Origin of the sequence: Chitinophaga sp., from assembly GCF_039596455.1 — a bacterium.
GTDB lineage: Bacteria > Bacteroidota > Bacteroidia > Chitinophagales > Chitinophagaceae > Chitinophaga.
The window spans coordinates 104,348-129,281 of sequence record NZ_JBCNJR010000001.1 but is presented as its reverse complement, the minus strand read 5'-3'; the positions used below and the strand labels follow the sequence as shown (position 1 = coordinate 129,281).

General features: G+C 55.5%; 18 protein-coding genes. 14 read left to right on the top strand and 4 right to left on the bottom strand.

Going from position 1 to position 24,934, the window contains the following annotated elements; all coding sequences use genetic code 11:
• Positions 1–14 precede the first annotated feature (14 nt).
• From ABDW36_RS00480 to ABDW36_RS00470, 3 genes are all read left to right on the top strand, one after another.
• The gene (locus ABDW36_RS00480) at positions 15–1,730 is read left to right on the top strand and encodes a RagB/SusD family nutrient uptake outer membrane protein (RefSeq protein WP_343699918.1); all 1,716 of its coding nucleotides are present in this window, start codon (positions 15–17) and stop codon (positions 1,728–1,730) included.
• 75 nt (positions 1,731–1,805) lie between these two features.
• A complete protein-coding gene (locus ABDW36_RS00475; protein WP_343699917.1) occupies positions 1,806–4,088 on the top strand; it encodes a family 78 glycoside hydrolase catalytic domain in 2,283 nt (760 codons plus the stop codon).
• Positions 4,089–4,095: 7 nt separating this feature from the next.
• Positions 4,096–7,155, top strand: coding sequence for a glycosyl hydrolase (locus ABDW36_RS00470; RefSeq protein WP_343699916.1), 3,060 nt, complete (start codon positions 4,096–4,098; stop codon positions 7,153–7,155).
• A 56-nt stretch (positions 7,156–7,211) separates the two neighbouring features.
• Here ABDW36_RS00470 and pncB read toward each other — a convergent pair whose 3' ends face one another.
• Complete coding sequence (pncB, locus tag ABDW36_RS00465; protein ID WP_343699915.1) at positions 7,212–8,387, bottom strand: nicotinate phosphoribosyltransferase; 1,176 nt, start codon at positions 8,385–8,387, stop codon at positions 7,212–7,214.
• 135 nt (positions 8,388–8,522) lie between these two features.
• Here pncB and ABDW36_RS00460 point away from each other — a divergent pair, with 135 nt between their 5' ends.
• Positions 8,523–9,599: a Tat pathway signal protein gene (locus tag ABDW36_RS00460; RefSeq protein WP_343699914.1), complete on the top strand. Its 1,077-nt coding sequence runs from the start codon at positions 8,523–8,525 to the stop codon at positions 9,597–9,599.
• Between the two features lie 340 nt (positions 9,600–9,939).
• Entirely contained in the window at positions 9,940–12,390 is a 2,451-nt protein-coding gene (locus ABDW36_RS00455) for a gliding motility-associated C-terminal domain-containing protein (protein ID WP_343699913.1), read from the top strand.
• Position 12,391: 1 nt separating this feature from the next.
• Here ABDW36_RS00455 and ABDW36_RS00450 read toward each other — a convergent pair whose 3' ends face one another.
• A complete protein-coding gene (locus ABDW36_RS00450) occupies positions 12,392–12,802 on the bottom strand; it encodes a hypothetical protein (protein WP_343699912.1) in 411 nt (136 codons plus the stop codon).
• 108 nt (positions 12,803–12,910) lie between these two features.
• Here ABDW36_RS00450 and ABDW36_RS00445 point away from each other — a divergent pair, with 108 nt between their 5' ends.
• A complete protein-coding gene (locus tag ABDW36_RS00445) occupies positions 12,911–14,011 on the top strand; it encodes a Fic family protein (protein WP_343699911.1) in 1,101 nt (366 codons plus the stop codon).
• Between the two features lie 49 nt (positions 14,012–14,060).
• Here ABDW36_RS00445 and ABDW36_RS00440 read toward each other — a convergent pair whose 3' ends face one another.
• Complete coding sequence (locus ABDW36_RS00440) at positions 14,061–14,630, bottom strand: hypothetical protein (RefSeq protein ID WP_343699910.1); 570 nt, start codon at positions 14,628–14,630, stop codon at positions 14,061–14,063.
• Positions 14,631–15,048: 418 nt separating this feature from the next.
• Here ABDW36_RS00440 and ABDW36_RS00435 point away from each other — a divergent pair, with 418 nt between their 5' ends.
• The 8 genes from ABDW36_RS00435 to ABDW36_RS00400 all read left to right on the top strand — a co-directional run bounded on the left by ABDW36_RS00435 (position 15,049) and on the right by ABDW36_RS00400 (position 23,448).
• A complete protein-coding gene (locus ABDW36_RS00435; protein WP_343699909.1) occupies positions 15,049–15,375 on the top strand; it encodes a LytTR family DNA-binding domain-containing protein in 327 nt (108 codons plus the stop codon).
• An 83-nt stretch (positions 15,376–15,458) separates the two neighbouring features.
• On the top strand, positions 15,459–15,899 hold the full coding sequence (locus ABDW36_RS00430; RefSeq protein WP_343699908.1) for a (2Fe-2S)-binding protein: 441 nt from the start codon (positions 15,459–15,461) through the stop codon (positions 15,897–15,899).
• Positions 15,900–15,905: 6 nt separating this feature from the next.
• Positions 15,906–17,996: a molybdopterin cofactor-binding domain-containing protein gene (locus ABDW36_RS00425; RefSeq protein ID WP_343699907.1), complete on the top strand. Its 2,091-nt coding sequence runs from the start codon at positions 15,906–15,908 to the stop codon at positions 17,994–17,996.
• A gap of 3 nt (positions 17,997–17,999) precedes the next feature.
• A complete protein-coding gene (locus ABDW36_RS00420) occupies positions 18,000–18,473 on the top strand; it encodes a (2Fe-2S)-binding protein (RefSeq protein ID WP_343699906.1) in 474 nt (157 codons plus the stop codon).
• A 10-nt stretch (positions 18,474–18,483) separates the two neighbouring features.
• Positions 18,484–20,610 carry a molybdopterin cofactor-binding domain-containing protein gene (locus tag ABDW36_RS00415; RefSeq protein ID WP_343699905.1) on the top strand — a complete coding sequence of 709 codons (2,127 nt, stop codon included), beginning with the start codon at positions 18,484–18,486 and terminating at the stop codon, positions 20,608–20,610.
• Positions 20,607–21,764 (top strand): cysteine desulfurase family protein, encoded by a 1,158-nt coding sequence (locus tag ABDW36_RS00410; protein ID WP_343699904.1) that lies wholly within the window; start codon positions 20,607–20,609, stop codon positions 21,762–21,764. Before ABDW36_RS00415 ends, ABDW36_RS00410 begins: the two co-directional genes overlap by 4 nt.
• A 41-nt stretch (positions 21,765–21,805) precedes the next feature.
• Entirely contained in the window at positions 21,806–22,888 is a 1,083-nt protein-coding gene (locus tag ABDW36_RS00405) for an XdhC/CoxI family protein (RefSeq protein WP_343699903.1), read from the top strand.
• Positions 22,885–23,448, top strand: coding sequence for a nucleotidyltransferase family protein (locus ABDW36_RS00400; protein ID WP_343699902.1), 564 nt, complete (start codon positions 22,885–22,887; stop codon positions 23,446–23,448). Before ABDW36_RS00405 ends, ABDW36_RS00400 begins: the two co-directional genes overlap by 4 nt.
• Here ABDW36_RS00400 and ABDW36_RS00395 read toward each other — a convergent pair.
• The gene (locus tag ABDW36_RS00395; RefSeq protein ID WP_343699901.1) at positions 23,445–24,884 is read right to left on the bottom strand and encodes an amino acid permease; all 1,440 of its coding nucleotides are present in this window, start codon (positions 24,882–24,884) and stop codon (positions 23,445–23,447) included. The genes ABDW36_RS00400 and ABDW36_RS00395 overlap by 4 nt on opposite strands.
• Positions 24,885–24,934 lie beyond the last annotated feature (50 nt).

Here is a 24,934-nt window from a genome sequence, read left to right as displayed (position 1 = left end):
TTAAAAGTACGATCATGAAACATACATATATCTTTTGTGCGCTGCTGTCAGTTTTGATAATGCCCGGCTGTAAATCGGACATGGATTTCCTGACGGAAAAACCGGCCACTTTTTATACGGTAGACAATGCGTTTTCATCTTCCGCGCAAATAGACCAGGAGCTGGTGGCCATCTACTCCCAGTTGAGAGACCTCTGGGCCAACCCCAGTGAAGAAGGCTGGATATTCGTATTCCGTGGCAATGGCACGGATATGTTTGACGTACCCAGCATCCGCAGGGGCAATTCGTTCAACAACTACGGCAACATCAACCCTGATAATGGCACCTTCAATAACTTCTATAGCACCTGGTACCAGCTGATCGGTAAAGCTAACCTGGCGTTGTGGAGTGCCGAGCTGCCGCACATAGCCTGGTCTTCTCCCGCTGAAAAGGCTTACGCAGTTGCGCAGGCCCGCTTTTTCAGGGCTTTTGCCTACCGCAACCTGGGTGAAATATTCGGCGGCGTGCCCATTGTGACCCAGCCGTCAACCACACCGCAGTTCAATTTCAAAAGAACTACCCGCGTGGAAACCTACCAGTTTGCCATAGATGAGCTGCTGGCCATCGAGAACGACCTGCCGGTTACCACAGCCCAGGGCGGCCGCCTGGTAAGGGGCGCCGCGCAGCACAACCTCTGCGAGCTGTACCTGGCCCTGGGTACGCAGCTGGCAGCAGAAAACAAAACTGCTGAGGCCAATGCAGCCTTCGTTAAATCCATAGAATTTGGCAACAAGGTGATAGACGGCGGTACCTATTCACTGATGAAAAACCGCTTCGGCTCCAGGGCTACGGAAGCACAAGGCAACGTGTATTGGGACCTCTTCCAGGAAAGGAACGTGAACTACCAGGATGGCAATAAGGAATGCATCTGGGCCCTGCAAATAGATTATGCCGCCTACCGCGCGGAAGACGGCAAGTCCAAGCTGCCTTACTCCCGCACCTACAGCCCGGTATTCCGGGACGGGGCCAAAGACCACCTCACCGGCACTGCGGAAGATGTGGGGGGCCGCGGTATTTCACAGATCATGCCTACCATGTACACCCGTGACGAGATCTATGCCGGCGTGTGGGCCAACGATATGCGTAATTCAGACATCGTGTTCCGCCGTATTTTTAAAGGCAACGTACCCAGCTCTCCCTACTTCGGGCAGCCCGTTCCCTGGTCTGTGATGTACAACGGCAGCGCAGATGCCACTACTAACATGAACAACCGCAGCCTGTGCTACCCAGTGTCTTGCAAAATAGCTACAGACAAATACACCGGCCTCGCAGACGGCGAAAATATGAGCAACCTTTTCCGTGACGATTATTTCATCCGCCTCAGCGAAACCATCCTGCTGCGCGCGGAAGCCAAACAGCGTAGCGGAGATAAGGCGGGCGCGGCCGCAGACGTAAACCTGCTGCGGGAAAGAGCACAGTGCGGGTACATGGTAACGGCCGCAGATATGGATGACAAATTCAACACCATCCTTGATGAGCGGGCGCGTGAGCTGGTATACGAAGAATGCCGCTGGAACACCCTGCTGCGCATGGGCGGCACCATTGCCGTAGACCGCATCCGCAAGTATGCCTACTGGCCGGAAGCCGCCGCCACCCTGTCTTTCAACTACAACCTGTGGCCCATCCCCCAAACGGTGATAGACACCAATAAAGATGAGCCGCTGGCGCAGAACGAAGGCTGGGACCGTTAACACTAATCAACAATCAATAAAAAACAAGAGGGGCCGGGCTTAAGCTCCCGGCCTCCTTTTTACAAATCTTTAAGCATGTGGAAGAAAACCCTGCTCCTTTCGGCACTGATCTCAACAGCATGGTATAGCAAGGCACAGCATGTTACGCAGGGCTCCGGCACGCAAACATCCGGCATCACCGCCGAAGGCCTCCTTTGTGACCTGCTGGCCCATACCGGCCGGCAGTGGAGCAATGGCTACCCCGTACAGCCGGTGTTGATGGCCACGGCTTTCCAGGCAGGGCAATCCGTACGGATAGCCAACCGCCGCCCTGCTTTCAGCTGGTCTGTGAACGGCCTGGCGGGTACGGTGCAAAGCGCTTACAGGGTAATTGTACGCGGCCAGCAGGATACCCTCTGGGATTCCGGCAAAGTACCTTCCGCGGTATCTGGCGCTATTGAATACGCGGGCAAGCCCCTGCAACCGCTCACCGTGTATACCTGGCAGGTGCAGTTGTGGGACGGCGCCGGAAATGCCGGTCAGTTCTCCGCACCGGTCGCTTTTTTTACAGACAGCGTGCTGGTAGAATATGCCACGCCCCGTTACCCTTTGCAGAAAACAGACCAGGCGCCGCAGGTTTGCCGCAAGTCCGGCGGCAGCTACCGCATAGATTTCGGCAAGGCCGCTTTCGGCCAGTTGAAGCTGCAGCTACATGCCCGCGCAGATGGTGACACAGTTACCGTTCACCTGGGTGAGGCCATCAACGCAGACGGCAGCATCAACCGCCAGCCGGGCGGCACCATCCGCTACCAGGCTTACCGCCTGCCGCTGCTGGCCGGTACGCATACCTACCAGGTCAACATACGGCCAGACAGGCGCAACACCGGCCCGCAGGCCATCAAAATGCCCGCGTATACGGGTGAAGTGTTGCCGTTCAGGTATTGTGAAGTAGAGGGGTATGACGGGGAATTGACCTCGCAGCAGGTAACAAGGGCCGCGGTGCATTACCTGTTCAATGACGAGGCGGCGCATTTCGAAAGCCCTGACACTACGCTGAACGCCGTATGGGAACTGTGCAAATACACCATGAAAGCCACTTCCTTTGCCGGAGTGTATGTAGATGGAGACCGGGAGCGCATTCCCTATGAAGCGGATGCTTACATTAACCAGCTCGGCCACTACGCTACAGACCGGGAGTTCAGCCTGGCCCGTTACTCCCACGAGTACCTGTTGCACCACGCCACCTGGCCCACAGAGTGGATTCTGCAATCTGTGCTCATGGCCTGGCATGATTACCTCTATACGGGAGACATCCGCTCCGCCCGTCACTTCTACACAGACCTGCAGGCCAAGCTCCTCATGCCGCTGGAAGGGCCTAACGGCCTCATCAGCACCAAAGCCGCCCCGCAGAGCAAGGCCTTGCTGGAATCCGTTCATTTCAACGGCAATGCCCTGCGGGACATTGTAGACTGGCCGCATACCGGCATCCTGGGGCTTGGAAAGGCCGAAGGCGGTGAAACGGACGGCTTTATATTCAATAATTACAACGCCGTGGTCAACGCTTATTATTACAAAGCGCTGCTGGCTATGGAAGCGCTGGCTTCCGGCCTGGGCAAAACGGAAGATGCCCGGCGTTTTGCCGCCCGTGCGGAAAAAGTAAAAACCAGCTACCGCAAAGTTTTTTGGGACGGTAAACGCAAGGTGTTCCGGGATGGGGACAGTACCCAACACGCCTCCCTGCACGCCAATATGTTCGCTATGGCCTTTGGCCTGGTAGAACCGGCACATCATAAAGCAGTGGCGGATTTTATCCGTTCCCGCGGCATGGCCTGCAGTGTATATGGCAGCCAGTTTCTGATGGATGCGGTGTACGATGCCGGAGACGATGAATATGGCCTGTCATTGCTGGCGTCCCGGCAGGAGCGGAGCTGGTATAATATGATACGCGCCGGCAGCACTATTGCCATGGAAGCGTGGGACAATAAATATAAGCCTAACCAGGACTGGAACCACGCCTGGGGCGCGGTACCGGCCAACATCATACCCCGCAAGCTGATGGGCGTGGAGCCGCTGGCACCCGGCTGGTCTTCTTTCAGTATACGTCCGCAGCTGGGCAGTCTGCCCTGGGCAAAGTTGCGCCTCCCCACTATCAAGGGTGAAGTGAGCGTAGCATATGAGCAGGCCCCCGGCCGCTTCCGCATGCAGGTGAGTGTACCTTACAACACTACTGCACGTATAGCGCTGCCTGAAAAATATACAAAGAAAGGATTTGCCGTTACGGTAAACCAGCAACCCGTAAAGGCCGCCGGCAAGCCAGGCAACTGGTATTTGCCCAATGTGGCCGGCGGGGAACATGAGATTGTGATTACGTCAAAATGAAGGAAACATGAAATGGATTTTTTGCACCGCGTTAGCGGCCATATGCCTGAGTTATAAACCTGCAGATATTACGACAACCGCCACCTTTGCAGACACCTCACTGGAAGCCGGCTTCCTCCGCCCGCCTGATGAAGCCAAACCCAGGGTGTTCTGGTGGTGGCTGGAAGGGTACCAGACCACTGAAGGCATCCGGGAAGACCTTGTGGCCATGAAGGCCGCCGGCATTAAAGGCGCCATCATCTTCGATGCGGGCTCTTCCTCTTATAACAAGATGGAGAGAACGCAAAACGGCCCCGTATACCTGGGCCCGGAATGGCAAAAGCTTTTTCACTACGCTACTCATGTGGCAGACAGCCTTGACCTGGAGCTCAGCCTTAATATTGGCAGCGGCTGGAACGATGGCGGCCCGTGGGTGACCCCGCAGCTGGCTTCCAAAAAACTGGTATGGACGGATACCGTGGTACAAGGTGGCCGCCATATCAACATGCAATTGGCCATGCCGGGCAAATTATTGACAGATCAAAGCACCGGTCTGCCTTATTATGAGCCCGTGGTGGTGCTGGCCGTGCAGCTGAACCCTGATAGCGAAAACATCCGTCCGCTGGAAAATATGGACATCAAGGCCGTACACGCCATTTATTCCATTCCCTTTACGCCAAATGGTCTGGGCTATAACTGGGGCCTGTTCATGAAAGAAGAGGCCTCCAAACCGGGAGAGGCGCATGCCTTTCTCCGCAACGTTATTGATATCAGCAACCGTGTAGACGCGAAGGGGAACCTCAACTGGCAGGCGCCGGCGGGCCGGTTCGCTATTATACGTTTTGGCTACACCGGCACCGGTATCAAGGTGTCTACCCACAGCCCCGGCGGCGGCGGGCTGGCTATTGACTACATGAACCGCGCCGCTATGGACCTGCAATACAACAAAGTGGTAACGCCGCTGGTACACCCCCGCAAAAGCAACAGCCTCAAATATTTGCATGACGATAGCTGGGAACTGGGAGCCTCCAACTGGACGAACGATTTTGTGCAGGCCTTCCGGCAGCTGAACGGTTATGATATTAAAAAGTACCTGCCCGTGCTCACCGGCCGCATCATAGAAAGCAGAAGCGCCTCCAACCGTTTCCTCTATGATTTCCGCCGCACTATTGCAGACCTGATCCACGACCGGCACTACAAACGTTTTGCGGAACTGGCCGCGAAAGACGGCATGGGCATTCACTCGGAAAGCGGCGGCCCGCACCCCGCGCCAATAGACGCGCTGAAGAACCTGGGCCTCAACGCCATTCCCATGGGCGAGTTCTGGATAAGGGCCAAAACCCACCGTGTAGACGCGCATCGCCGTATTTATGTAAAACAGTCCGCCTCCGCCGCGCACATCTACGGCAAACGTTTTGTGCAGGCGGAAGGGCCTACCAGCATAGGCCCGCATTGGGAAGAAGATTTTGCGTTCATGAAACCTACGCTGGACAGGGTGTATTGCGAAGGCCTGAACCGCCTCGTTATCCACACCTACACGCATTCTCCCAAAAGCGCCGGTAAGCCCGGCAACGAATACTTTGCGGGCACCCACTTCAACCCCAACGTTACCTGGTGGGACCAGGCGCCTGCCTTCCTGGAATGGAACAGCCGCATTTCGTATATGCTGTCACGTGGCTTGTTTGTTGGTGACGTAGTTTATTATTATGGCGACAACGTGCCTAACCAGGTACCCCTGAAACATGTACGGCAGGGGCTGGGAGAAGGGTATGACGATGATGTGTGCAATTCGGAAGTGATACTCACCCGCATGCAGGTGAAGAACGGGAAAATAGTGCTGCCCGATGGCATGAGCTATCACGTGCTGGTGCTGCCGGAGTGGAAGGAAGTGAATGTAGACGTGCTGGCCAAACTGGAACAGCTGGTAAAGGCCGGCGCTACCATTGTTGGCCCCAGGCCCGTTTCCGCGGCCGGTTTGAAGAAGGGCGCGGCGGCAGATGCCAGGGTACGCCAGTTGGCGGAACTGGTATGGGGGAAGGTAGACGGCACTACCGTGAAGGAACGCACTTACGGAAAAGGCAAGGTGATATACGGCAAGGCGGTACGGCAGGTGCTGCAGGAAAAAGGGATTGCGCCTGATTTCACGTATCGCAGCCGTAAGAGCGATGCCTATATTGACTACATTCACCGCAGCACAGGGGATGCGGAAATATACTACATCGTAAACCGCAATGAGCGGCCGGAATATATCAATGGTTCCTTCCGCGCAGCCGGCAAGGCCCCTGAGGTGTGGGACCCCATTACCGGCAGCATCACCCCGCAGCCGCTTTACAATATTGCAGACGGCCGGGTAGACGTGCCGCTGTTCCTGGAGCCCTTCGGCTCTACCTTTGTGGTGTTCCGCAAAACCGCTGCCGGCAAGCATTTCAGTTCGCTTGCGCAGAACGGGGAAAGCCTTTTCCCTGAATTGCCGCAAGATACTTTCTCACTGGCGCCTTTCACCATACTGCCCGGCGGCCAAATGATCTTTGACGCGGCAGGTAAGTATACATTGAAACAACAGGGCGGCGCCAGCCGCACGCTGGAAGTGGCAGCGCCGCAAACTACCGCTGTAGATGGCCCCTGGGCAGTGAGCTTTGACAAAAAGTGGGGCGGGCCGGAGCATGTTCAGTTTGACCAGCTCATTTCCTGGACGGAGCGGCCTGAGCCGGGCATCAAATATTACTCGGGCACGGCCGTGTACCGTAAAACCTTCCGGGTAACCGCGGAGCAACTTAAAAATAAACAGGTGTGGCTGGACCTTGGAGAGATGTACAACGTGGCAGAGGTAACGGTGAACGGTCATCATACCGGCGTGTGGTGGCAACCGCCTTTCCGCGCCAACGTTTCGGAGTGGGTGAAAGAAGGGGAGAACAGCCTGGAAGTAAAAGTGGTGAACCTCTGGCCCAACCGTATTATTGGTGACCAGCACCTGCCGGAGAACGAACGTTTCACCAAAACCAATGTCAAGAAATTCGATAAGGATTACCCGCTGCGTAAATCGGGCCTCATCGGGCCGGTGAAGCTCTGGTGGTATGAAACAGAATAATAGCAAGGGCTGCTCTGATCAGGAGCAGCCCTTGTTGTTTATAATCATGAGAAAGGTTAGTCTATTTCAAGGATCGTTTTGGCAAGGTGGATCATTTTTTCACTGCCCGTGTATTTGCCCGGCTCGTCAGACAGTTTCACAACCGGCGTCCATTCCCCGTTTTGCGGGCAGGCCTCCGTCATCTTGATCACGATGTTCATGGCTGTGGGGCCCGCGTCGTTAGTGAGGTTGGTGCCGATGCCGAAAGACATGCCGATACGGTGCCGGCAGTGCTCTGCAATGCGGGCTACCTTCTCATAGTTCAGCCCGTCAGAGAAAATAATGGTTTTGCTGCGCGGGTCTATGCCCATCTGCTGGTAATGGGCTATCACCTTGTCTGCAAACAGCAGCGGGTCACCGCTGTCATGCCGCACGCCGTCAAACAGCTTGGAAAACATTTTGTCGAACTGCCGGAAGAAAACATCGGTGGTATAAGTATCAGAGAGCGCAATGCCCAGGTCTCCGCGGTACACCTGCACCCAGTGTTCCAGGCCCAGCGCGTTAGACATTTTAAAGCCGTACCGCGCGGCATGGAACATGAACCACTCATGCGCGTGCGTGCCGATGGGCTTGGTCTGGTGCAGCATGGCCATGTGCACATTGCTGCTGCCAATGAAAGCTCCCGTGCCGTATTCTTTCAGGGCGCGCATCACCACGCGGTGTACCGCGTAGGAGTGCCGCCTGCGGGTACCGAATTCCGCAACGGTCACGCCCAGCGCACGGTATTTTTCAATCTTTTCTTTCGTTCTGCGCATCACCTCCTCATCATTTTCCCTTGCCGGGTCTGCCAGCTGGTAATACAGCTCGCAAATGAGTGACATCAGCGGCACTTCCCACAGAATGGTACGGTACCACAGGCCTTCCGCCCGTACCAGCAGCTCGCTACCTTTTTGTTCAATATGCACTTCTTCGGGGTTGTAGCGGTAGCCCTCCAGGAAGTCCAGGTACACCGGGTCAAGGTAGGGGCAGGTACGTTGCAGGAAATGTTTTTCTTCCCGCCGCAGCTGTAATTCCGCCATGCCGTTCACCGCTTCGCGCAGGGCCTGGGCAAAGCCGGGAGGAAAGGCGTGCCCGCCGCGGTTAATGAACTGGTAGCGCGCTTTGGCGTAAGGAAAGAGGCGTATCACGCCCTGCTGCATGGTGAATTTGTAAAAGTCATTATCCAGTATGGAGGTCAGGAGGTTCCGGTGCATAACGGAAGTTAATGATTATCCGCAACATCTGTGAAGCAGGGATAACGTATTTTCGCAGGGCGTGCGGCTGCAGAAACTGTGATGCCGCCGGCGCATCATGGTACCCGATCACGAACCCGCAAACCATCCCGCGTCATGAATAAACGTCACTTTATCAAATCACTCGGCCTGGGCAGCCTGGCTATGATGGGACCCTCTCTCATCACCAAAGCCGCAGCCCTGAAACCCGCCGCCCCGGCCGCCGCGCAGCACCGCGTATGGGTCACCCCCAACCACCAGGACACTGCCGCCGATCTGGAGCAGCGTTACGCCGCTTACAAAGCGGCAGGCATTGGCGTGGTGTATTTTGAGGAAGACAGCCCCCTTCATTTCAAAACCGCCAAAGACGCCGGCATGGAAGCCCACCGCTGGTTCTGGACCATGAACCGGGTTGACAGGGAGCTGCTGGCCCGGCATCCGGAATGGTATTCACAAAACCGCAAAGGAGAGTCCTGCGCTACCCGTCCGCCTTATGTAGACCATTACCGTTTTTTATGCCCCAACAAAACGGAGGTGGTAGCATACCTGCGCGGGCAGGCGGAAGAGATATTGACAAAAGACTATGTAGATGGTATCCAGCTGGACTTTATCCGGTTTGTAGATGTGATACTGCCCGTGAACCTCTGGAGCAAATACAATATAGACCAGAGCAGCGAGCTGCCCGAATATGACTTTTGTTATTGCAGCAGCTGCCGCGAGCAATACAAGGCAGCATACGGAACAGACCCGCTCGAGATGCCGCACCCAGACCAAAGCCCTTCCTGGCGAACGTTCCGGTACAACAGCATTACCAACGTAGTGAGCAATATGGCCGAAGTAGCCCGCCGGCATCAGAAGCCCATCACCGCCGCCGTATTCCCCACACCTGAAATAGCCAGACGCATAGTGCGGCAGGATTGGGTGAACTGGCCGCTGAATGCCGTATGCCCTATGATATATCACAGCTTTTACAAGGAAAGTGTGCAGTGGATAGGAGATGCCGTAGCGGAGGGAGTGAAGGCGCTGCATGGCAGCTGTCCGCTGTATGCCGGGCTTTTTCTGCCCGCTTTCAAGGGAGATATGGGCCAGCTGAAAGAGGGCATGAAGCTGGCTATGAGTAACGGCGCCGCGGGCGTATCGATATTCGGGAAGGTGACGCCGGAGGTGCTGGCGGTGTTGCGGGAAATGGTGTAGCCGGTCCCGGTTTTGAAAGCTCCGCCAAATCGTATAATTTTATGCATCATCCTGTTATCCTTCATGTAACTGGCTGCCTTGTGTCCCCCGTATCCGGAAAATCATGTGATCGCTATGAAAGACTATCAGGGATGATAGCGTAACCAAACCTGTATTACCGATGCACCTGCCCCGTCTTCTTGCCAAGTGGTATATGCCTTTATGCCTTGCATTCACCTGCCTGTGTACAGGTATTGCCCATGCTCAGACGCCTGGTTGCCAATACGCTAATAAGCAGCAAAGCCCGATATACGTCTCCCCGATAAACGTATGCCTGCTTTGCGGGGTTACAGATCCGGACATGGCCGTTGACGGTGATGTGAGCACTGCGTCCAGGATCAGGGCCCATATAGGAGAGGGGTTCATTGGTCAGTTGCTGGCACTGCAGCAGGGGGCGTTAGCGGGAGACAGTATCCGCCTGCGGTTAGCCTTGCCTGGTGGCCTTAGTGATGCTGCCCTGCTGGCCGCTGTGCGTTTGCAGCTTTACGGGAGCGGTAACCCTGTTGACGGGCCGGTGCTCCTGAACAGCAGTACGGTAAGGCTGGAGCTGGTTGGTGGCAATCAGTTTGAGGCCGTCATGCCGGTGACAGCAGGGGCAGATGCCATACTGGTGGCATTGGGAGGCTCACTTACCGCGCTTATTACCCTTGATGTCTATTATGCAGAGCTGATAGTACGGAAAGCCAGGCCGGCTTCTGCAGCAGTGCAGGTGTGTGAGGGCGCCATTGCAACGCTGACGGCCATCAATACAACGGGCATTGTGGTGAAGTGGTACGATGCGCCTGCCGGCGGCAACGAACTCTTTACCGGCGAAACTTTCAATACCCCGGCCATCCAGCCTCCGGGCTCCACCTTTTATATTGAATCTTCCCGCAATGGCTGCGCAAATACCAGCCGTGAACCGGTTACCGTAACAGGGGCGCCGTTGCCGGCAGTACCTGTTACGGTCAGTACCGCCCCGCAGGTGTGCCTGGGTGCAGCTGCGCAGCTGTCTGTAGCGGCGCCGCAAGCAGGTTATACCTACACCTGGTTTGACGCAGCCTCTGCAGGTACTATTGTAGGCAATGGTGCTACTGTGGATGTAACGCCGCTTGCAGCGGGAACATACGAGTATTATGTGGAAGCAACGGTTAGCGGCTGCACCAGCAGCACCCGTGCAAAATCTGAGGTAACAGTAATGGCCCTTCCTGCTGCTCCTGCGCTTGCAACCGGCAGCATACAGGTTTGCAGCGGTGGCAGCGCTTCATTCAGCATACAAAATCCTGTTGCGGGAGCCGTATATCACTGGTATAATGCCGCATCCGCCGGTACGTTGTTATTTACCGGCACATCGTTAACCATTTCCGCCCTAACCGCAGATACTACGTTTTATGCAGAGACGATGAGCGCGGATGGTTGTACAAGTGCAACGCGCACAATAGCCAAAGGGGAGGTGCTGGCGCCGCCCGCCGCTCCGCAAATAGATGCCGCGGCGGTATGCGCCGGTAGCAGTACGGAATTGAAGGTGAAAGACCCGGTAGCGGGCCATGTGTATAACTGGTATAACGTTCAGGCAAACGGCGCCCCGTTCCACAGCGGTACCAGCTACGTCACTCCCGCTCTAGCTAATCCCGTCAGTTATTACGTGGAAGCCGTGAATGAGAATGGCTGCACCAGCGCGCGCAATACTGCCAGCGTAACTATTCACAACGCCCCGGCTGCGCCTGCATTGCAGCATGAAACGGTAACGCTATGCGCCGGCAATACTGCCACTTTCAGCGTTGCCTCTCCGGCTGCCGGTTATACGTACCGCTGGTACAGCCAGGAAACAGGGGGACAGGTTCTTCATACAGGCCCTGATCTTACCACGCCCGCATTAGCGGCAACGGCAAATTACTACGTAGAGGCTGTTAGCGAAAATGGCTGTGTTGGCAATACCCGCTCCGTTGCCTCCGCTGCGGTAACGGCCTCCCCGGCCGCTCCTGAACTGGAAGGTACCGCCGTTTGCAGCGGGCAGCCAGCGGAATTGAAGATCAAAGATCCTGTGCCCGGCATTATTTACAGGTGGTATGAAACCGTCTCCGGCGGGCCTGTGCTGTATTCCGGCAACAGTTATACCACACCGCCGGTTACCGCCGTCAAAAATTATTATGTAGATGCTGTGACCGCCACTGGATGCACCAGCACCGGCCGCAGTACGGTAATAGCCGGTGTGTTGCCGCAATTGTCCGCGCCCGGCGCCAGCGTAGCTGCTGCTACCGAATTTTCCATTACATTCCAATGGAACAGCGTAGCAGGCGCAACCGGTTATGAAGTGAGCCTGAACAATGGTCAAACATTCCTGCCTCCCAGTTCGGGCGCTACAGGCACCACTCACACGGTTGCCAACCTGGCGCCCATCCAGTCGGTAGCCCTGCAGGTGAGGGCCCTGGGTGAAAACAGCTGCCAGCACAGCGAATTGTCTGCCGCTGTTACCGGCATCACGGCCAACCCTGGGGGAGAACCGATTTATATCCCTGAAGCGTTCTCGCCCAATGGAGATGGCCGGAACGATCTCCTGAAAGTATACGGCAGCACCGTTGTTGCGGTAGAAATGCATGTTTATAATATGTTGGGGCAGCGGGTATATGTGTCAAAAGACTGGAGCGAGGGATGGGATGGCACTGTAGACGGGCGTGCGCTGCCCATGGGCGTTTATGCCTATATGGCGCGTGTAAAGGTACAGAGCGGTGTAGTGATAGTGATGCGGGGAAAGGTGATGATCGTGCGGTAAGTTACCCGGTAAATACATCGTCCCGCGTAAGATCATAAAACAGGTTCTGCAGCTGGTGAACATGATGCAGCGGCCGCCCATAAGGCACCAGCCCGTTTTTGGACGCGGCCAGCGGTTGAAAGCCGCCGTTCGTTTCCCGGATGTACACACTATCTGCACGGTTGTATTTATAACTGTAAGTATCCGGGTCTTCGCCATACTCCACCTCTCCCGGCAGAAACCCGAATTTCAGCAAATGATCTGCCTCCAGGGCAAGGGGGTGCACCTTTTCCAGCGGCAGCTTGCTTTTGGGGAGGCCTGAGTTGTATACGAAGCCCTCCGCTATCCCCTCTACCCGGAATACCGTTTCAATCATGTTGTAGTCATAATACCAAACCATGTTGCCGATGCGGATGTCTGTTTCTTCTATCATAGTCAGCAGTTGTAAAAATAGCAGAATTTGGTCATGAGCCGAATATCGGGCTTATTCGGCTCATTTTTTACGTATATTTGAGCCGAATAGCCTAAATAATCGGCTCATATGTATAATTGGCAATTACCTGACTGGCCGGATTTTAAGTATTCGCTGGAAACTGTTGAGGAGGACCTGTATGCATTTGCAGAAGAAACCGGGCATATCAGCGGTATATTGAAAGCACTGCCGGAAAACACACAGTGGGAAGCTATAGTCAGCACTATGGTGGCAGAAGCTATTAAGACGTCTGCCATTGAAGGTGAGTTCCTGAGCAGGCAGGACGTAATTTCTTCTATCCGCAATAAACTGGGGCTCAATACGCATGCAGACAAGGTGAAAGATAAAAGATCGCAAGGGGCGGGAGAGCTGATGGTAGATGTGCGTAACACATTTGCGGAATGGTTGACGGAGCAGCACCTGTTTGAATGGCACCGTTTGCTGATGAAAGGGAGTAAAGGCATAAAGGCCGGCCATTGGCGGAAGGGCAGGGCCCCAATGCAGGTAATTTCCGGGCGGCCGGGGAAAGAAAGAGTGCATTTTGAAGCGCCTCCTTCGGCAAAAGTACCGGCAGAAATGAGCCGGTTTATTGCATGGTTTAATGAATCCGGCCCCGGCGGCAGCCATGAAATTAAAAAAGCTCCCGTCAGGGCTGCCATAGCCCACTTGTATTTTGAATCCATTCACCCTTTTGAAGACGGTAACGGCCGTATCGGCCGGGCTATTGCGGAAAAAGCGTTGTCACAAACCGTTGGCCGCCCGGTTTTACTCAGCCTGTCACGTACAATAGAGGCCGGTAAGGCCGCTTATTACGCTGCACTTGAAAGGTCACAGAAAAACAATGAAATCACTCCCTGGATCAACTACTTTGTTGGCGCCGTTATTCAGGCCCAAAAAGATGCCGGAGAACGCATAGACTTTACGCTGAAAAAAGCAAAGTTCCTTGACCGTTATAAAGAGCAACTGGACAATCGCCGGCTAAAGGCGGTTATGAAGATGCTGGATGCCGGGCCGGAAGGGTTTAAAGGCGGGATGACCGCCCAGAAATATATGTCTATTACAAAAGTAGCCAAAGCAACCGCTACACGAGACCTGAGAGAAATGGTGGAGGGAACCGTACTGCTGGTAGCAGGAGGGGGGCGCAGTACGCATTACGTTTTGAACATATAAACATCCACCCTCCCGGAAAACCGGGAAGGTGGATGTGCCAGGTGCCGGTTTATACCTGCACTTCCAGCATAGCGGTGTTACCCGGCAAGTCCGCAGCTACGGCCCTCACCACCGAGCCAGGCGGCGAGGAATTTGCCTGTACGGCCGTGTAGGTCCACTGCAGCCTGTTGATCGGGTCCAGCACTGCATTGCCTTCTTCCAGGAGACTGCCGGCAGCGGTGTAAATACCCACCTTTACCGTAGCCACCCTGAAATCGTCCTTTGCCTGAACAGTGATAACAGCGCCCGGCGTACCGTTGTACTGACCGGTGTGGATGCTTTTGATTACCGGCGGTTTCATGAAGTCCCGCATGGCCATATTGAAGGCCGTTTTACCCGCGGGCGCTTTTTTCCGGTATTCTTTTTTCAGCACAGCGTCCGCCATAGCGCCCTGTGCATACAATGCCGCTGATGCAAACAGCTCGCGTGCATCCAGCTGTTCCGCGGAAGGCACCGCGTTTTCGTTCATTCTCGGCATACGCGCAATCGTCGTATTGTTGCCGTGCTTGCGGTAAACGAATTGTTTACCTACGTTACCTCTTGCTCCTTTTACAAGCAGGTTGTCGTTAATATTTGCCATAAAAAATGTTTTAAATAGTTAAAAAAATAATTGAACCCTGTTAATCCCCGCAGCAGGAGAAAGTTGCCGGAGTCGCTCCTCCCCGTTGGCTTAAGCGATGCTCCCTTTGCGGCGATCAACAATTTCAAAATTAGGAAGCACGCCTACACGATGATAAAATTTGTGGCGGCGGATATCCAAAATTGGGGTGAGCTTCGATGAAGGTTGGGGTGAATGGTAAATCCTTCGATCATCCTTCGGTGATCCTTCGGTCAACCTTCGGTTAAACACCCTCAAACCCGTACTGCTACCGAACGCAACCGAAGGATCACCGAAGGATGGCAGGAGGGTGTCAGTAGTGTCGTCTATGTGGTTAAAATCAGTTATATTTGACTATAAGCCAGTTATGAAATACGGATAATACCCAAATAATATCGCTATGATCAACCAACCATTTTTTATCAGGCAAGACGGGGGGCTGACAAGGATTAACCTGGATGAGATATTAATACTCGAAGCGGCTGACAACTACACCAAATTCCTGGCCCTGCAATATTCCTACATGGTGCGCGTATCGCTGGACGCATCTGTCAGCCGTTTACCGGAAAACCGGTTTGTGAAGATCCACCGTTCATTTGCGGTGGCTATCCATCATGTGGAAGAAATAGGGAAAGACAATGTGAAGATAGGCGGCGTCATGCTGCCGGTATCCAGGAGGTTTTACCCTGAGCTGATCAAGCGGCTGAATATTATTGAGGCGAAGTAAAAAACCGCCCATCCATTATAACGCCTCTTCTATCCCAGAATTGTTATATTTGGAATACTGGTTTTTCACCTCAACTGCCTCTTATGAAAATCAACGTCAATTCCACGGAATATACGCTGGACGTGCCGGACAATACCACGCTGCTGGATGCGTTAAGGGTACATCTGAACCTGACCGGCAGCAAATACGGCTGCGGCGAAGGGGCCTGCGGGGCCTGCAAGGTGCTGGTAGACGGGCGGGCGGTGCCCTCTTGCATTACGCCGGTGGCCAGCGTGCAGCACAAATCCGTGATCACTATTGAAGGGCTGGAAAAAGACGGCAAGCTGCACCCCGTGCAGCAGGCTTTCCTGGATGAAGACGCGTTCCAGTGCGCGTATTGCTCTCCGGGCATGATCATGGCCGCTGTTGCATTGAAATCAAGAAACCCGAACCCAGGCAGACAGGAAATCATTGACGCCATGCAGGGCAACATTTGCCGCTGCTGCGCTTATCCGCGTATCATCAATGCCATCAGTAAAGCATAACGGCCCATGAAAAAAACACTGCAACACACGGAGCCGAAAGGCATGCACCGCCGGCATTTTATCAAACTGCTGGGCGGCGGCATTGCCGTGGCGCTCACCTGGTCTGACCTGGATGCCTGGGCCGGGCCGCTGGCGCGCCGCGCAGACGACAATTCTATTGCGGCCTGGGTACAGATCGGGGAGGATGGCAAAATTGCCGTATTCACCGGCAAGGTGGAGGTGGGGCAAAACATCCGCACCTCGCTGGCGCAGGTGGTGGCGGAAGAGCTGGCGGTGCCGGTGAACAGTATTGAGATGGTGATGGGAGACACGCGGCTGACGCCGTATGACAGGGGTACTTACGGCAGCCTCACCACGCCTACCATGGGGCCGAAGCTGCGCAAGGCCGCCGCTTCGCTGAAAGAGGCGCTGATTGACATGGCCGCCGTGCAATGGAAAGCAGACAAAAGTGTGCTGCGCGTGAAAAACGGTAGTGTGGTACACACCGGTTCCGGCAAAACGCTTTCTTACGAAGCCCTCAGCAAAGGACAGAAAATAGTGCTGCCGCTGAATGAGAACGTAAAGCTCACTGCCGCCACGGAATGGACGGTGGCCGGCACGCCGGTGCCCAAAGTGAACGGCCGGAGTTTTGTGACCGGCAGCCACAAGTATGTGTCAGACATGGTGTTGCCCGGCATGGTGTACGGCAAGATATTGCGGGCGCCGGCCTATGGCGCATCGCTGGCTGATGCCGACGTGGAAAAGGCGCGTACCGCCGCCGGCGTTACGGTGGTGAGAGACAAGGATTTTATAGGCGTAACGGCGCCAGACCCGCAAACGGCCGCCAATGCGCTGGCCAGGGTGGAAGCGCAGTGGAATACCACGCCGCAGCCGGCCAAAAAGGATATCTTCACCTATCTTAAAAATAATTCAGAACAGCGGGGCATCGGTGAGAACGCCGCGGCCGCGCAACAGGCATTTGCCGCCGCACCCGTGCAGGTGAAGCAGCATTTTGAAGTGCAGTACATTGCCCACGTGCCCCTGGAGCCGCGCGCGGCCGTGGCCACCTGGGAAAACGGGGAGCTGACGGTGTGGACGGGCACGCAGCGGCCCTTTGGCGTGCAGGAAGAACTGGCCCGCGCCTTTTCCATGCCCAAGGAAAAAGTACGGGTCATCATGCCAGACACCGGCTCCGGCTATGGCGGCAAACACAGCGGAGAAGCGGCCGTGGAAGCGGCCCGCCTCGCAAAGGCCGTAGGCAAGCCGGTAAAGGTGGTGTGGACGAGGGAAGAAGAATTTAAATGGGCCTACCTGCGCCCCGGCGGCCTCATTGAAGTGACGGCCTCCGCAGGGAACGATGGTAAGCTTGCTTCCTGGGAATTTCATAACTATAATTCCGGCAGCGCGGGCATTGACCTGCCTTACAAGGCCGCCGTTGAACATATTCAGCATCATCCTTCCAAAACCCCGCTGAAGCAGGGCTCTTACCGCGGACTGGCGGCCACCGCCAATGTATTTGCCATAGAAAGCGTGATGAATGACCTGGCCCTGAAGCTGAAAAAAGATCCGCTGCAGTTCAGGCTGCAGAACCTGGAAGACGGCCGCCTGAAAAATGTATTGCAGACCGCGGCCGAGAAATTCGGCTGGGGTAAAAATAAACCCGCCGGCCATGGCCACGGCATTGCGGGCGGTTTTGTGAAGAACTCCTACATAGCCACCTGCGTGGAGGTGGCGTACAATGCGGCGGCCAACGAAGTGAAAATAGTGCGGGTGGTGGCGGCGTACGATTGCGGTGCTATCATCAACCCGCTTCACCTGGAGAACCAGGTGATGGGCTGCATACTGCAGGGCCTGGGCGGTGCGTTGTTCGAGGAGATCGACTTTGAGGCCGGGCGCATTCTCAACCCCTCGCTGTCTGCTTACCGCGTACCGCGTTTTGCGGATATTCCGCCGCTGGATATTGTACTTATTGACCGGAAAGACATACAGCCGGCCGGGGCCGGCGAAACGCCCATTGTAGGCATTGCCCCCGCCATCCGCAATGCCATTGCCAACGCAACGGGCATCCAACTCAATACATTGCCCCTGATTCCGCATGGGCTTAAAAAAAATTCATGAACCATGGCAGCATTCAGTTTAACGATCAACAACAAAAAGCATGATGTGGACGTAGATCCCAAGATGCCACTCCTGTGGGTGATACGGGACGTGATTGGCCTAACCGGCACCAAATACGGCTGCGGCATTGCACAGTGCGGCGCCTGCACCGTACACGTGGGAGACGCGGCGGTACGCGCCTGCATGTACCCGGTAGAAAACGTGGGCCAGCAAAAAGTAACCACTATTGAAGGCCTGTCTGAGAAAGGGGACCACCCGCTGCAGCTGGCCTGGGAGGAAGTAGACGTGCCGCAGTGCGGCTACTGCCAGAGCGGGCAGATCATGGCCGCAGCCGCGTTGCTGAAAAGCAATCCACACCCGTCTGAAAACGACATCCACAACGCCATGACCAACATTTGCCGCTGCGCTACGTACAACCGCATCAAAAAAGCCATTGGCCAGGCGGCAGGCAACAAAATAACCATACCGAACGCTTAAAACGTATGATATGCAGGAACAGGCAAAACTGAACAGGAGGAATTTTATCCGCATCAGCGCATTCACCGGCGGTGGCCTGGTGCTGGGCTTCAATTATTTCCTCAGCTCCTGCTCTACTTCGCAGGACGGCGGCCAGGTCATTGATCTGAACGCTTTTGTGAAAATAGATACCAAAGGCCGCGTTACCATTATGAGCCCCAACCCTGAAGTGGGTCAGGGCGTAAAAACCTCGCTGCCCATGCTGGTAGCCGAAGAGCTGGATGTGGACTGGAAAGAGATCAAAATAGAACAGGCCGGGCTGGATACGGTGAACTACAAACGCCAGGTTGCAGGCGGCAGCGGCTCCGTGCGCGAAAGCTGGGAATCTTTCCGCAAGGTAGGCGCCACTGCCCGGCAAATGCTCATCAACGCCGCTGCGGCAGCCTGGGGCGTACCGGCCGGGGAATGCGCCACGGAAAACGGCTATGTAGTATATAAAGGCAAGAAAAAAGCATATGGAGAACTGGTGGAACAGGCCGCCAAACTGAAAGTGCCGGAAGATGTTCCGGTCAAACCTGCCGCATCTTTCCGCATCATAGGCCAGCGCACCCGCAATGTAGATAATCATGCTATTGTTACCGGACAATACAAATACGGTATTGACACCAAACGGGAAGGCATGCTGTACGCCACCATCATCAGGCCCCCGGCCTTTGGCATGACGCTGGAAGCGCTTGATGACGCGGAAGCAAAAAAATCTCCCGGCGTGCAGCAGGTGCTGCGCTTTGATAACAAGATAGCCGTGCTGGGCCGCTCTACCTGGGAGGTGATGCAGGCGGCCAAAAAAGTGAAGCCGCAATGGAAAGAAGAAGGCACGCTGGAAAGCACGGCAGATTACACGGAAAAACTGCACGGCATACTGGCCAAAAAGCCGGAAGACAAGCCCCGCAGGCAGGATGGCGACATTGGCCAGGCCTTTGCCAAAGCGGCCAAAGTGATAGCGCTGGAATTTGATGCGCCCTTCCTGGCCCATAATACCATGGAGCCCATGAACTTCTTTGCGCATGTAAAGGCAGACAGCGCGGAGCTGTACGGCCCTATACAAACGCCTGAACGCGCGCGCGGCCGCATTGCGGAGCTGCTCAAGCTGCCGGAAGAAAAAATATCCGTGATGATGACGCGCATGGGCGGCGGGTTTGGCAGAAGGCTGATGACGGATTTTGTGGAAGAAGCGGCCATGGTATCCCGCCTGGCCGGCAACGTGCCCGTAAACGTGATATGGTCAAGGGAAGATGATATGACGGGCGGCTTTTACCGGCCCATGTGCAGCTACCGGTACAAGGCGGCGCTGGACGGTAACAACCAGCTTGTTGCCTGGCATCACTATTCCGCCGGCGTATCAGGCGGCGGCGCCAGTCCGGACAGCTTCCCCGCCGGCGCTGTTCCTAATTTGCAAGTGGATGCGCATACGTATAAATCCCCGGTTACTACCGCGCCCTGGCGCGGCCCTACCCATAACTATATTGCATTTTCGGAACAGTCGTTTCTCGATGAAATTGCCCGGCAGGCGGGGAAAGACCCCGTAGCTTTCCGGCTTGAGCTGCTGGAGCAGGCCAAGGCCAACCCGGTGGGCAAGGTGAATTATGAGCCTGACCGTTTTGCTGCCGTCATAAAAAAAGCGGCGGAAATAGGCGGCTGGGGAAAATCCAAAGGCGAAAACATTTTCCAGGGCTTTGCCGCGCATTTTTCATTTGCCAGTTATGTGGCCCAGGTAGCGGAAGTAGAGAAGCAGGCAGACGGAAAGCTCAGGCTGAAAAAAGTGTACTGCGTGGTAGACTGCGGAACGGTGGTGAACCCCAGCGGTGCGGAAACGCAAGTAGAAGGCAGCATCATAGACGGGATAGGGCATGCCATGTATGCGGAGCTGACACTCACCAATGGCCGCCCTGACCAGTCCAATTTCCATAACTACCGGATGATCCGCATGCGCGAAGCGCCAGCGGTGGAAATTCATTTTATGCAGAGCAGCGTAGCCCCCACCGGTTTGGGAGAGCCCTGCCTGCCCCCCGCCGGCGCGGCACTGGCCAATGCTGTATTTGCAGCATCAGGCGTACGGCTCCGGAATCAACCTTTTATCAAAAGCGGCTTGTTTGCATGATGGCAGCGCCCATATATCTTGATTATTGTGCCACCACCCCTTGCGACCCGCGGGTGGTGCAGGGCATGCTGCCGCATTTTACCAGCCGCTTCGGCAACGCGGCCAGCCGCGATCATAGTTTTGGCTGGATGGCGAAAGAGGCTGTGGAGCAGGCCCGTGAACAGGTGGCCGCGCTGGTGCAGGCCGGTCCACAACAGATAGTGTTCACCTCCGGCGCTACAGAGGCCATCAACCTGGCGCTGAAAGGCCTGGCGGAAGCCTGTCCGCATAAAGGCAAACATATCATTACCGCTAAAACGGAACACCGCGCTGTACTGGATACCTGCAGCTGGCTGGAAGAAAAAGGGTTTTCCATTACCCTGCTGGATGTAGATGCAGACGGCTGTGTACGCCCGGAGGATGTGGCGCAGGCTATCCGGAAAGATACGCTCTGCGTAGCCCTGATGTATGCCAATAATGAAACTGGTGTTATTCACCCCGTTCGCGAAATTGGCGCCCTTGCTAAAAAGCACAATGTCTATTTTGTATGCGATGCCACGCAGGCCGCGGGCAAAATCCCGGTGTCTGTAGTGGAAGATCACATAGACCTCATGGCCTTTTCTGCCCACAAGCTGTATGGCCCCATGGGCGCTGGTGCATTGTATGTCAGCAACGTTCGCCACATCCTGCCGCAACAGCATGGCGGCGCGCATGAGCGCAGCAGGCGAAGCGGCACGCTCAATACCCCCGGCATTGTTGGGTTTGGCCTGGCGGCAGACATTTGCCGGCAGGAAATGGCAGCGGATGCAAAGCGGCTCCGGCAGCTGCGGAACAGGCTGGAGCGTGAGCTGCAAGACCTCGTTCCGGGTACTGCCGTGAACGGCAACGGCCCGCGCCTGCCGCATGTGAGCAATATGCTGTTTCCCGGTATAGACAGCGAGCAGCTGCTGCTGGCCGTGTCAGCCAGGCTGGCCCTCAGCCGCGGCAGCGCCTGCAGCGGCCTGGTGCAGCAACCCTCGCATGTGCTGATGGCCATGGGCCTTACGCGCGAAGAAACTTTGCGGGCCGTACGCATCAGTCTGGGGCGGTTTACCACAGCAGATGAAATAAACACTGCCGTGGCGGTATTAAGCAGCGCCGTGCGGGAATTACAACAGATCAATGCGCAGGTATGAAAGAGCTGCAACAAATTATACAAGCCTTTGAACAGGCCTGTTTGAAGAATCAAAAAACGGCGCTGGCAACGGTGGTGCACGTGGAAGGCTCTTCCTACCGCGGCCCCGGCGCCCGCATGCTGATCACGGAAACGGGCATGCTCACCGGCGCTATCAGCGGAGGCTGCCTGGAAGGGGACGCCTTGCGGAAAGCGCTGGCCGTGATGATGGAAGGCAAGCCCATGCTGGCCACCTACGATACATCTGATGAAGATGACGCGGTGATAGGGGTAGGGCTTGGCTGTAGTGGCATTATCAGGGTGTTGATCGAGCCGGTGGTACCGGAGCATGCGTCCAACCCTGTTGCCCTTTTGCAGCAGGTAGTGCAGAAAAGGGAACCTTCAGTGCTGTTGACCTTTTTTTCCCTGCATAACAAATGGGCTGAACAACAAGGTACCCGCCTGCTGCTGAAAGCAGACGGTACAATGTTGCAGGCCGCCCCGCTGCCGGCCGCCGCCATGCCGGATGCAGCCGCTGCCTTCGAAAATAAGGCCACTGCCTTCATAGAATACCCTGGCCAGCTGTCCGCCTTTGTGGAATACATCACCCCGCCTCTGGCGCTGGTAGTGGCCGGCGCCGGCAATGACGTGCTGCCGCTGGTGCAGATGGCCGCCGTGCTGGGTTGGGATGTAACGCTGGTAGACGGCCGCCCCAATTACGCCAGCACCCGCCGTTTCCCCGGTTGCCGGCTGGTAGTGGCAGACCCGGCCGCCGCCTTGCAAAACCTGGAGGTAGATGACCAGACCGCCGTAGTATTGATGACGCATAATTATAACTACGATAAGGCCTTGTTAAAAAGCCTGTTGCAACTGCCCGTTCACTACATCGGCATGCTGGGGCCTAAAAAGAAGCTGGCCCGCATGCAGGCGGAGCTGGAAGAGGAAGGGATGGCCTTCTCGCAGGAAATAGCGGCGCGGGTGTATAGTCCCGTTGGACTGGACATTGGCGCAGACACTGCGGAAGAAATTGCGCTGGCCGTACTGGCGGAAATCAAGGCCGTATTTGCCGGGAGGAAAGGCGGCAGCCTTCGTCATGCCACCGGCAGCATCCATGAACGTAACACGGAAATTGTGGCAAAAGAATGAAAGGGATCGTTATACTGGCTGCCGGTGCTTCCACGCGGTTGGGCAGGCCCAAACAGCTGCTGCTCTACAAGGGGGATACCCTGCTCAATAATGCGGTGAAAGCGGCTTTGGGAGCAAATGTAGATGCTGTGGCGGTAGTGCTGGGCGCGGCGGCTGAGCTTGTGCAACAAGGTATTACAGTGCCCGTGGTGATCAATGCGGCGTATGAGGAAGGAATGGCCTCTTCCATCCGTTGCGGCGTAGAATATATGATGGCGCAGGGCGCAGACAAGATCATGCTCATGGTGTGCGACCAGCCGTATGTGGATGCCGCGCATCTTTCGGCGCTGCTGCTACAACAGGAAACCACCGGCGCCAAAATAGCCGCCAGCTATTATGAAGGCAGAAAAGGCGTGCCCGCCTTGTTTGATAAAAGCCTTTTCCCGGAACTGCTGGCCCTCAGGGGAGACGTGGGCGCCCGGCAGGTAATTGAAAAACATGCGGCAAATGCCGTCATCGTTCCCTTTCCTGCCGGCGCTGTAGATATTGACACGGAGCAGGCCTACAACGCTCTTGGTTAAGCCTGCTGCAATTTCCTTCTCCTTCTTATCAACTGGTAACACAAAAACAGGAACACGAGCCATACCGGTATCAGCTCCACCGGCAGGCGCATGCCTGTAGTCCACATCAGGGCCAGGATGCCCACCAGGAACACCAGGCATATGTAATTGGACAAGGGGTAAAGGAAAGACGGGAATTTGGTATGGCGCCCTTCCTCGCTTTTGACTTTCCTGAACTTCAGATGCACTACGCTTATCATCAGCCAGTTGATGATCAGCGAAGATACCACCAGTGACATCAGCGCTTCCAGCGCTTTTTCAGGCATCAGCTTGTTGATCACAATGCAAATGGCCACAAATAAAGCGGAAACCAGCGTGGCCAGTACCGGTACATGCTGGCGGTTGAGCCTGGACAGGAAAGCAGGCGCGTTCCCCTGTACCGCCAGCCCGTATAACATCCGGCTGTTGCTGTATACGCAGCTGTTGTACACAGACAACGCTGCGGTGAGCACTATCAGGTTCAGCGCATTGGCAATAAGGCTGGTAAAGTAAACCGTCTTCCCGAACAAGTTGAACTGGACACCTTTCAGGTTCTCAAATACCATCACAAAGGGGCTGCTGTCTGTAGTAATGCCTTTCCAGGGAGATAAGGAGAACAGTATGACAAGCGCGCCCACATAAAAAATGAGGATGCGGTAAATGACCTGGTTGGTGGCTTTGGGGATGGTTTTTTCCGGCCGCTCCGCTTCCGCCGCTGTAATGCCTATCAGCTCCAGCCCGCCGAAAGAGAACATGATCAGTGCAATGGCCGCAAACAGCCCCTGGTAGGCGCCCTGGCTGTCCCGTTCCAGCAAACCTTTCGGGAAGAAGCCGCCGTCGTTCCAGAGGTTCTGCAGGCGCGCCTGCTCTCCGCCCGTGCCGCTCATCAGCAGGTAAACGCCAAATACGATCATGGCAATGATGGCTATCACCTTGATGATGGAAAACCAGAACTCCGCTTCGCCATACACTTTCACAGAACTGAGGTTCAGGGCATTGATGGAGATGAAGAAAAACAGGCTGGAAGCCCAGAGCGGAATTTCCGGCCACCAGAACTGTACATAGATGCCGATGGCCGTCAATTCAGACATGCTCACCAGGATATAGAGCACCCAGTAGTTCCAGCCGGAAGCGAACCCGGCAAACTGTCCCCAGTATCTGTAGGCAAAATGGCTGAAGCTGCCCGATACGGGCTCTTCCACCACCATTTCTCCGAGCTGGCGCATAATAAAAAAGGCAATAATACCCGCCATGGCATATCCCAGTATCACGGAAGGCCCTGCCAGTACCGCGGCAGGCCCGATGCCCAGGAATAACCCGGTGCCAATAGCGCCACCCAGGGCTATAAGCTGGATGTGGCGGTTTTGCAGGCCCCGCTTGAGGCGCTGCTGTTGTGGTTGCTCAATTGTTGTTTTCAAGGTGTAGAAGCTGGTATAGGGCTGTAATATGAAGTAATTTCCGGAGAATC

Excerpts from the sequence above, each read along its gene's own strand:
- ABDW36_RS00480 (WP_343699918.1), top strand. The coding sequence starts at position 15 with ATGAAACATACATATATCTTTTGTGCGCTGCTGTCAGTTTTGATAATG.
- ABDW36_RS00475 (WP_343699917.1), top strand. The coding sequence starts at position 1,806 with ATGTGGAAGAAAACCCTGCTCCTTTCGGCACTGATCTCAACAGCATGG.
- ABDW36_RS00470 (WP_343699916.1), top strand. The coding sequence starts at position 4,096 with ATGAAATGGATTTTTTGCACCGCGTTAGCGGCCATATGCCTGAGTTAT.
- pncB (WP_343699915.1), bottom strand. The coding sequence starts at position 8,387 with ATGCACCGGAACCTCCTGACCTCCATACTGGATAATGACTTTTACAAA.
- ABDW36_RS00460 (WP_343699914.1), top strand. The coding sequence starts at position 8,523 with ATGAATAAACGTCACTTTATCAAATCACTCGGCCTGGGCAGCCTGGCT.
- ABDW36_RS00455 (WP_343699913.1), top strand. The coding sequence starts at position 9,940 with ATGGCCGTTGACGGTGATGTGAGCACTGCGTCCAGGATCAGGGCCCAT.
- ABDW36_RS00450 (WP_343699912.1), bottom strand. The coding sequence starts at position 12,802 with ATGATAGAAGAAACAGACATCCGCATCGGCAACATGGTTTGGTATTAT.
- ABDW36_RS00445 (WP_343699911.1), top strand. The coding sequence starts at position 12,911 with ATGTATAATTGGCAATTACCTGACTGGCCGGATTTTAAGTATTCGCTG.
- ABDW36_RS00440 (WP_343699910.1), bottom strand. The coding sequence starts at position 14,630 with ATGGCAAATATTAACGACAACCTGCTTGTAAAAGGAGCAAGAGGTAAC.
- ABDW36_RS00435 (WP_343699909.1), top strand. The coding sequence starts at position 15,049 with ATGATCAACCAACCATTTTTTATCAGGCAAGACGGGGGGCTGACAAGG.
- ABDW36_RS00430 (WP_343699908.1), top strand. The coding sequence starts at position 15,459 with ATGAAAATCAACGTCAATTCCACGGAATATACGCTGGACGTGCCGGAC.
- ABDW36_RS00425 (WP_343699907.1), top strand. The coding sequence starts at position 15,906 with ATGAAAAAAACACTGCAACACACGGAGCCGAAAGGCATGCACCGCCGG.
- ABDW36_RS00420 (WP_343699906.1), top strand. The coding sequence starts at position 18,000 with ATGGCAGCATTCAGTTTAACGATCAACAACAAAAAGCATGATGTGGAC.
- ABDW36_RS00415 (WP_343699905.1), top strand. The coding sequence starts at position 18,484 with ATGCAGGAACAGGCAAAACTGAACAGGAGGAATTTTATCCGCATCAGC.
- ABDW36_RS00410 (WP_343699904.1), top strand. The coding sequence starts at position 20,607 with ATGATGGCAGCGCCCATATATCTTGATTATTGTGCCACCACCCCTTGC.
- ABDW36_RS00400 (WP_343699902.1), top strand. The coding sequence starts at position 22,885 with ATGAAAGGGATCGTTATACTGGCTGCCGGTGCTTCCACGCGGTTGGGC.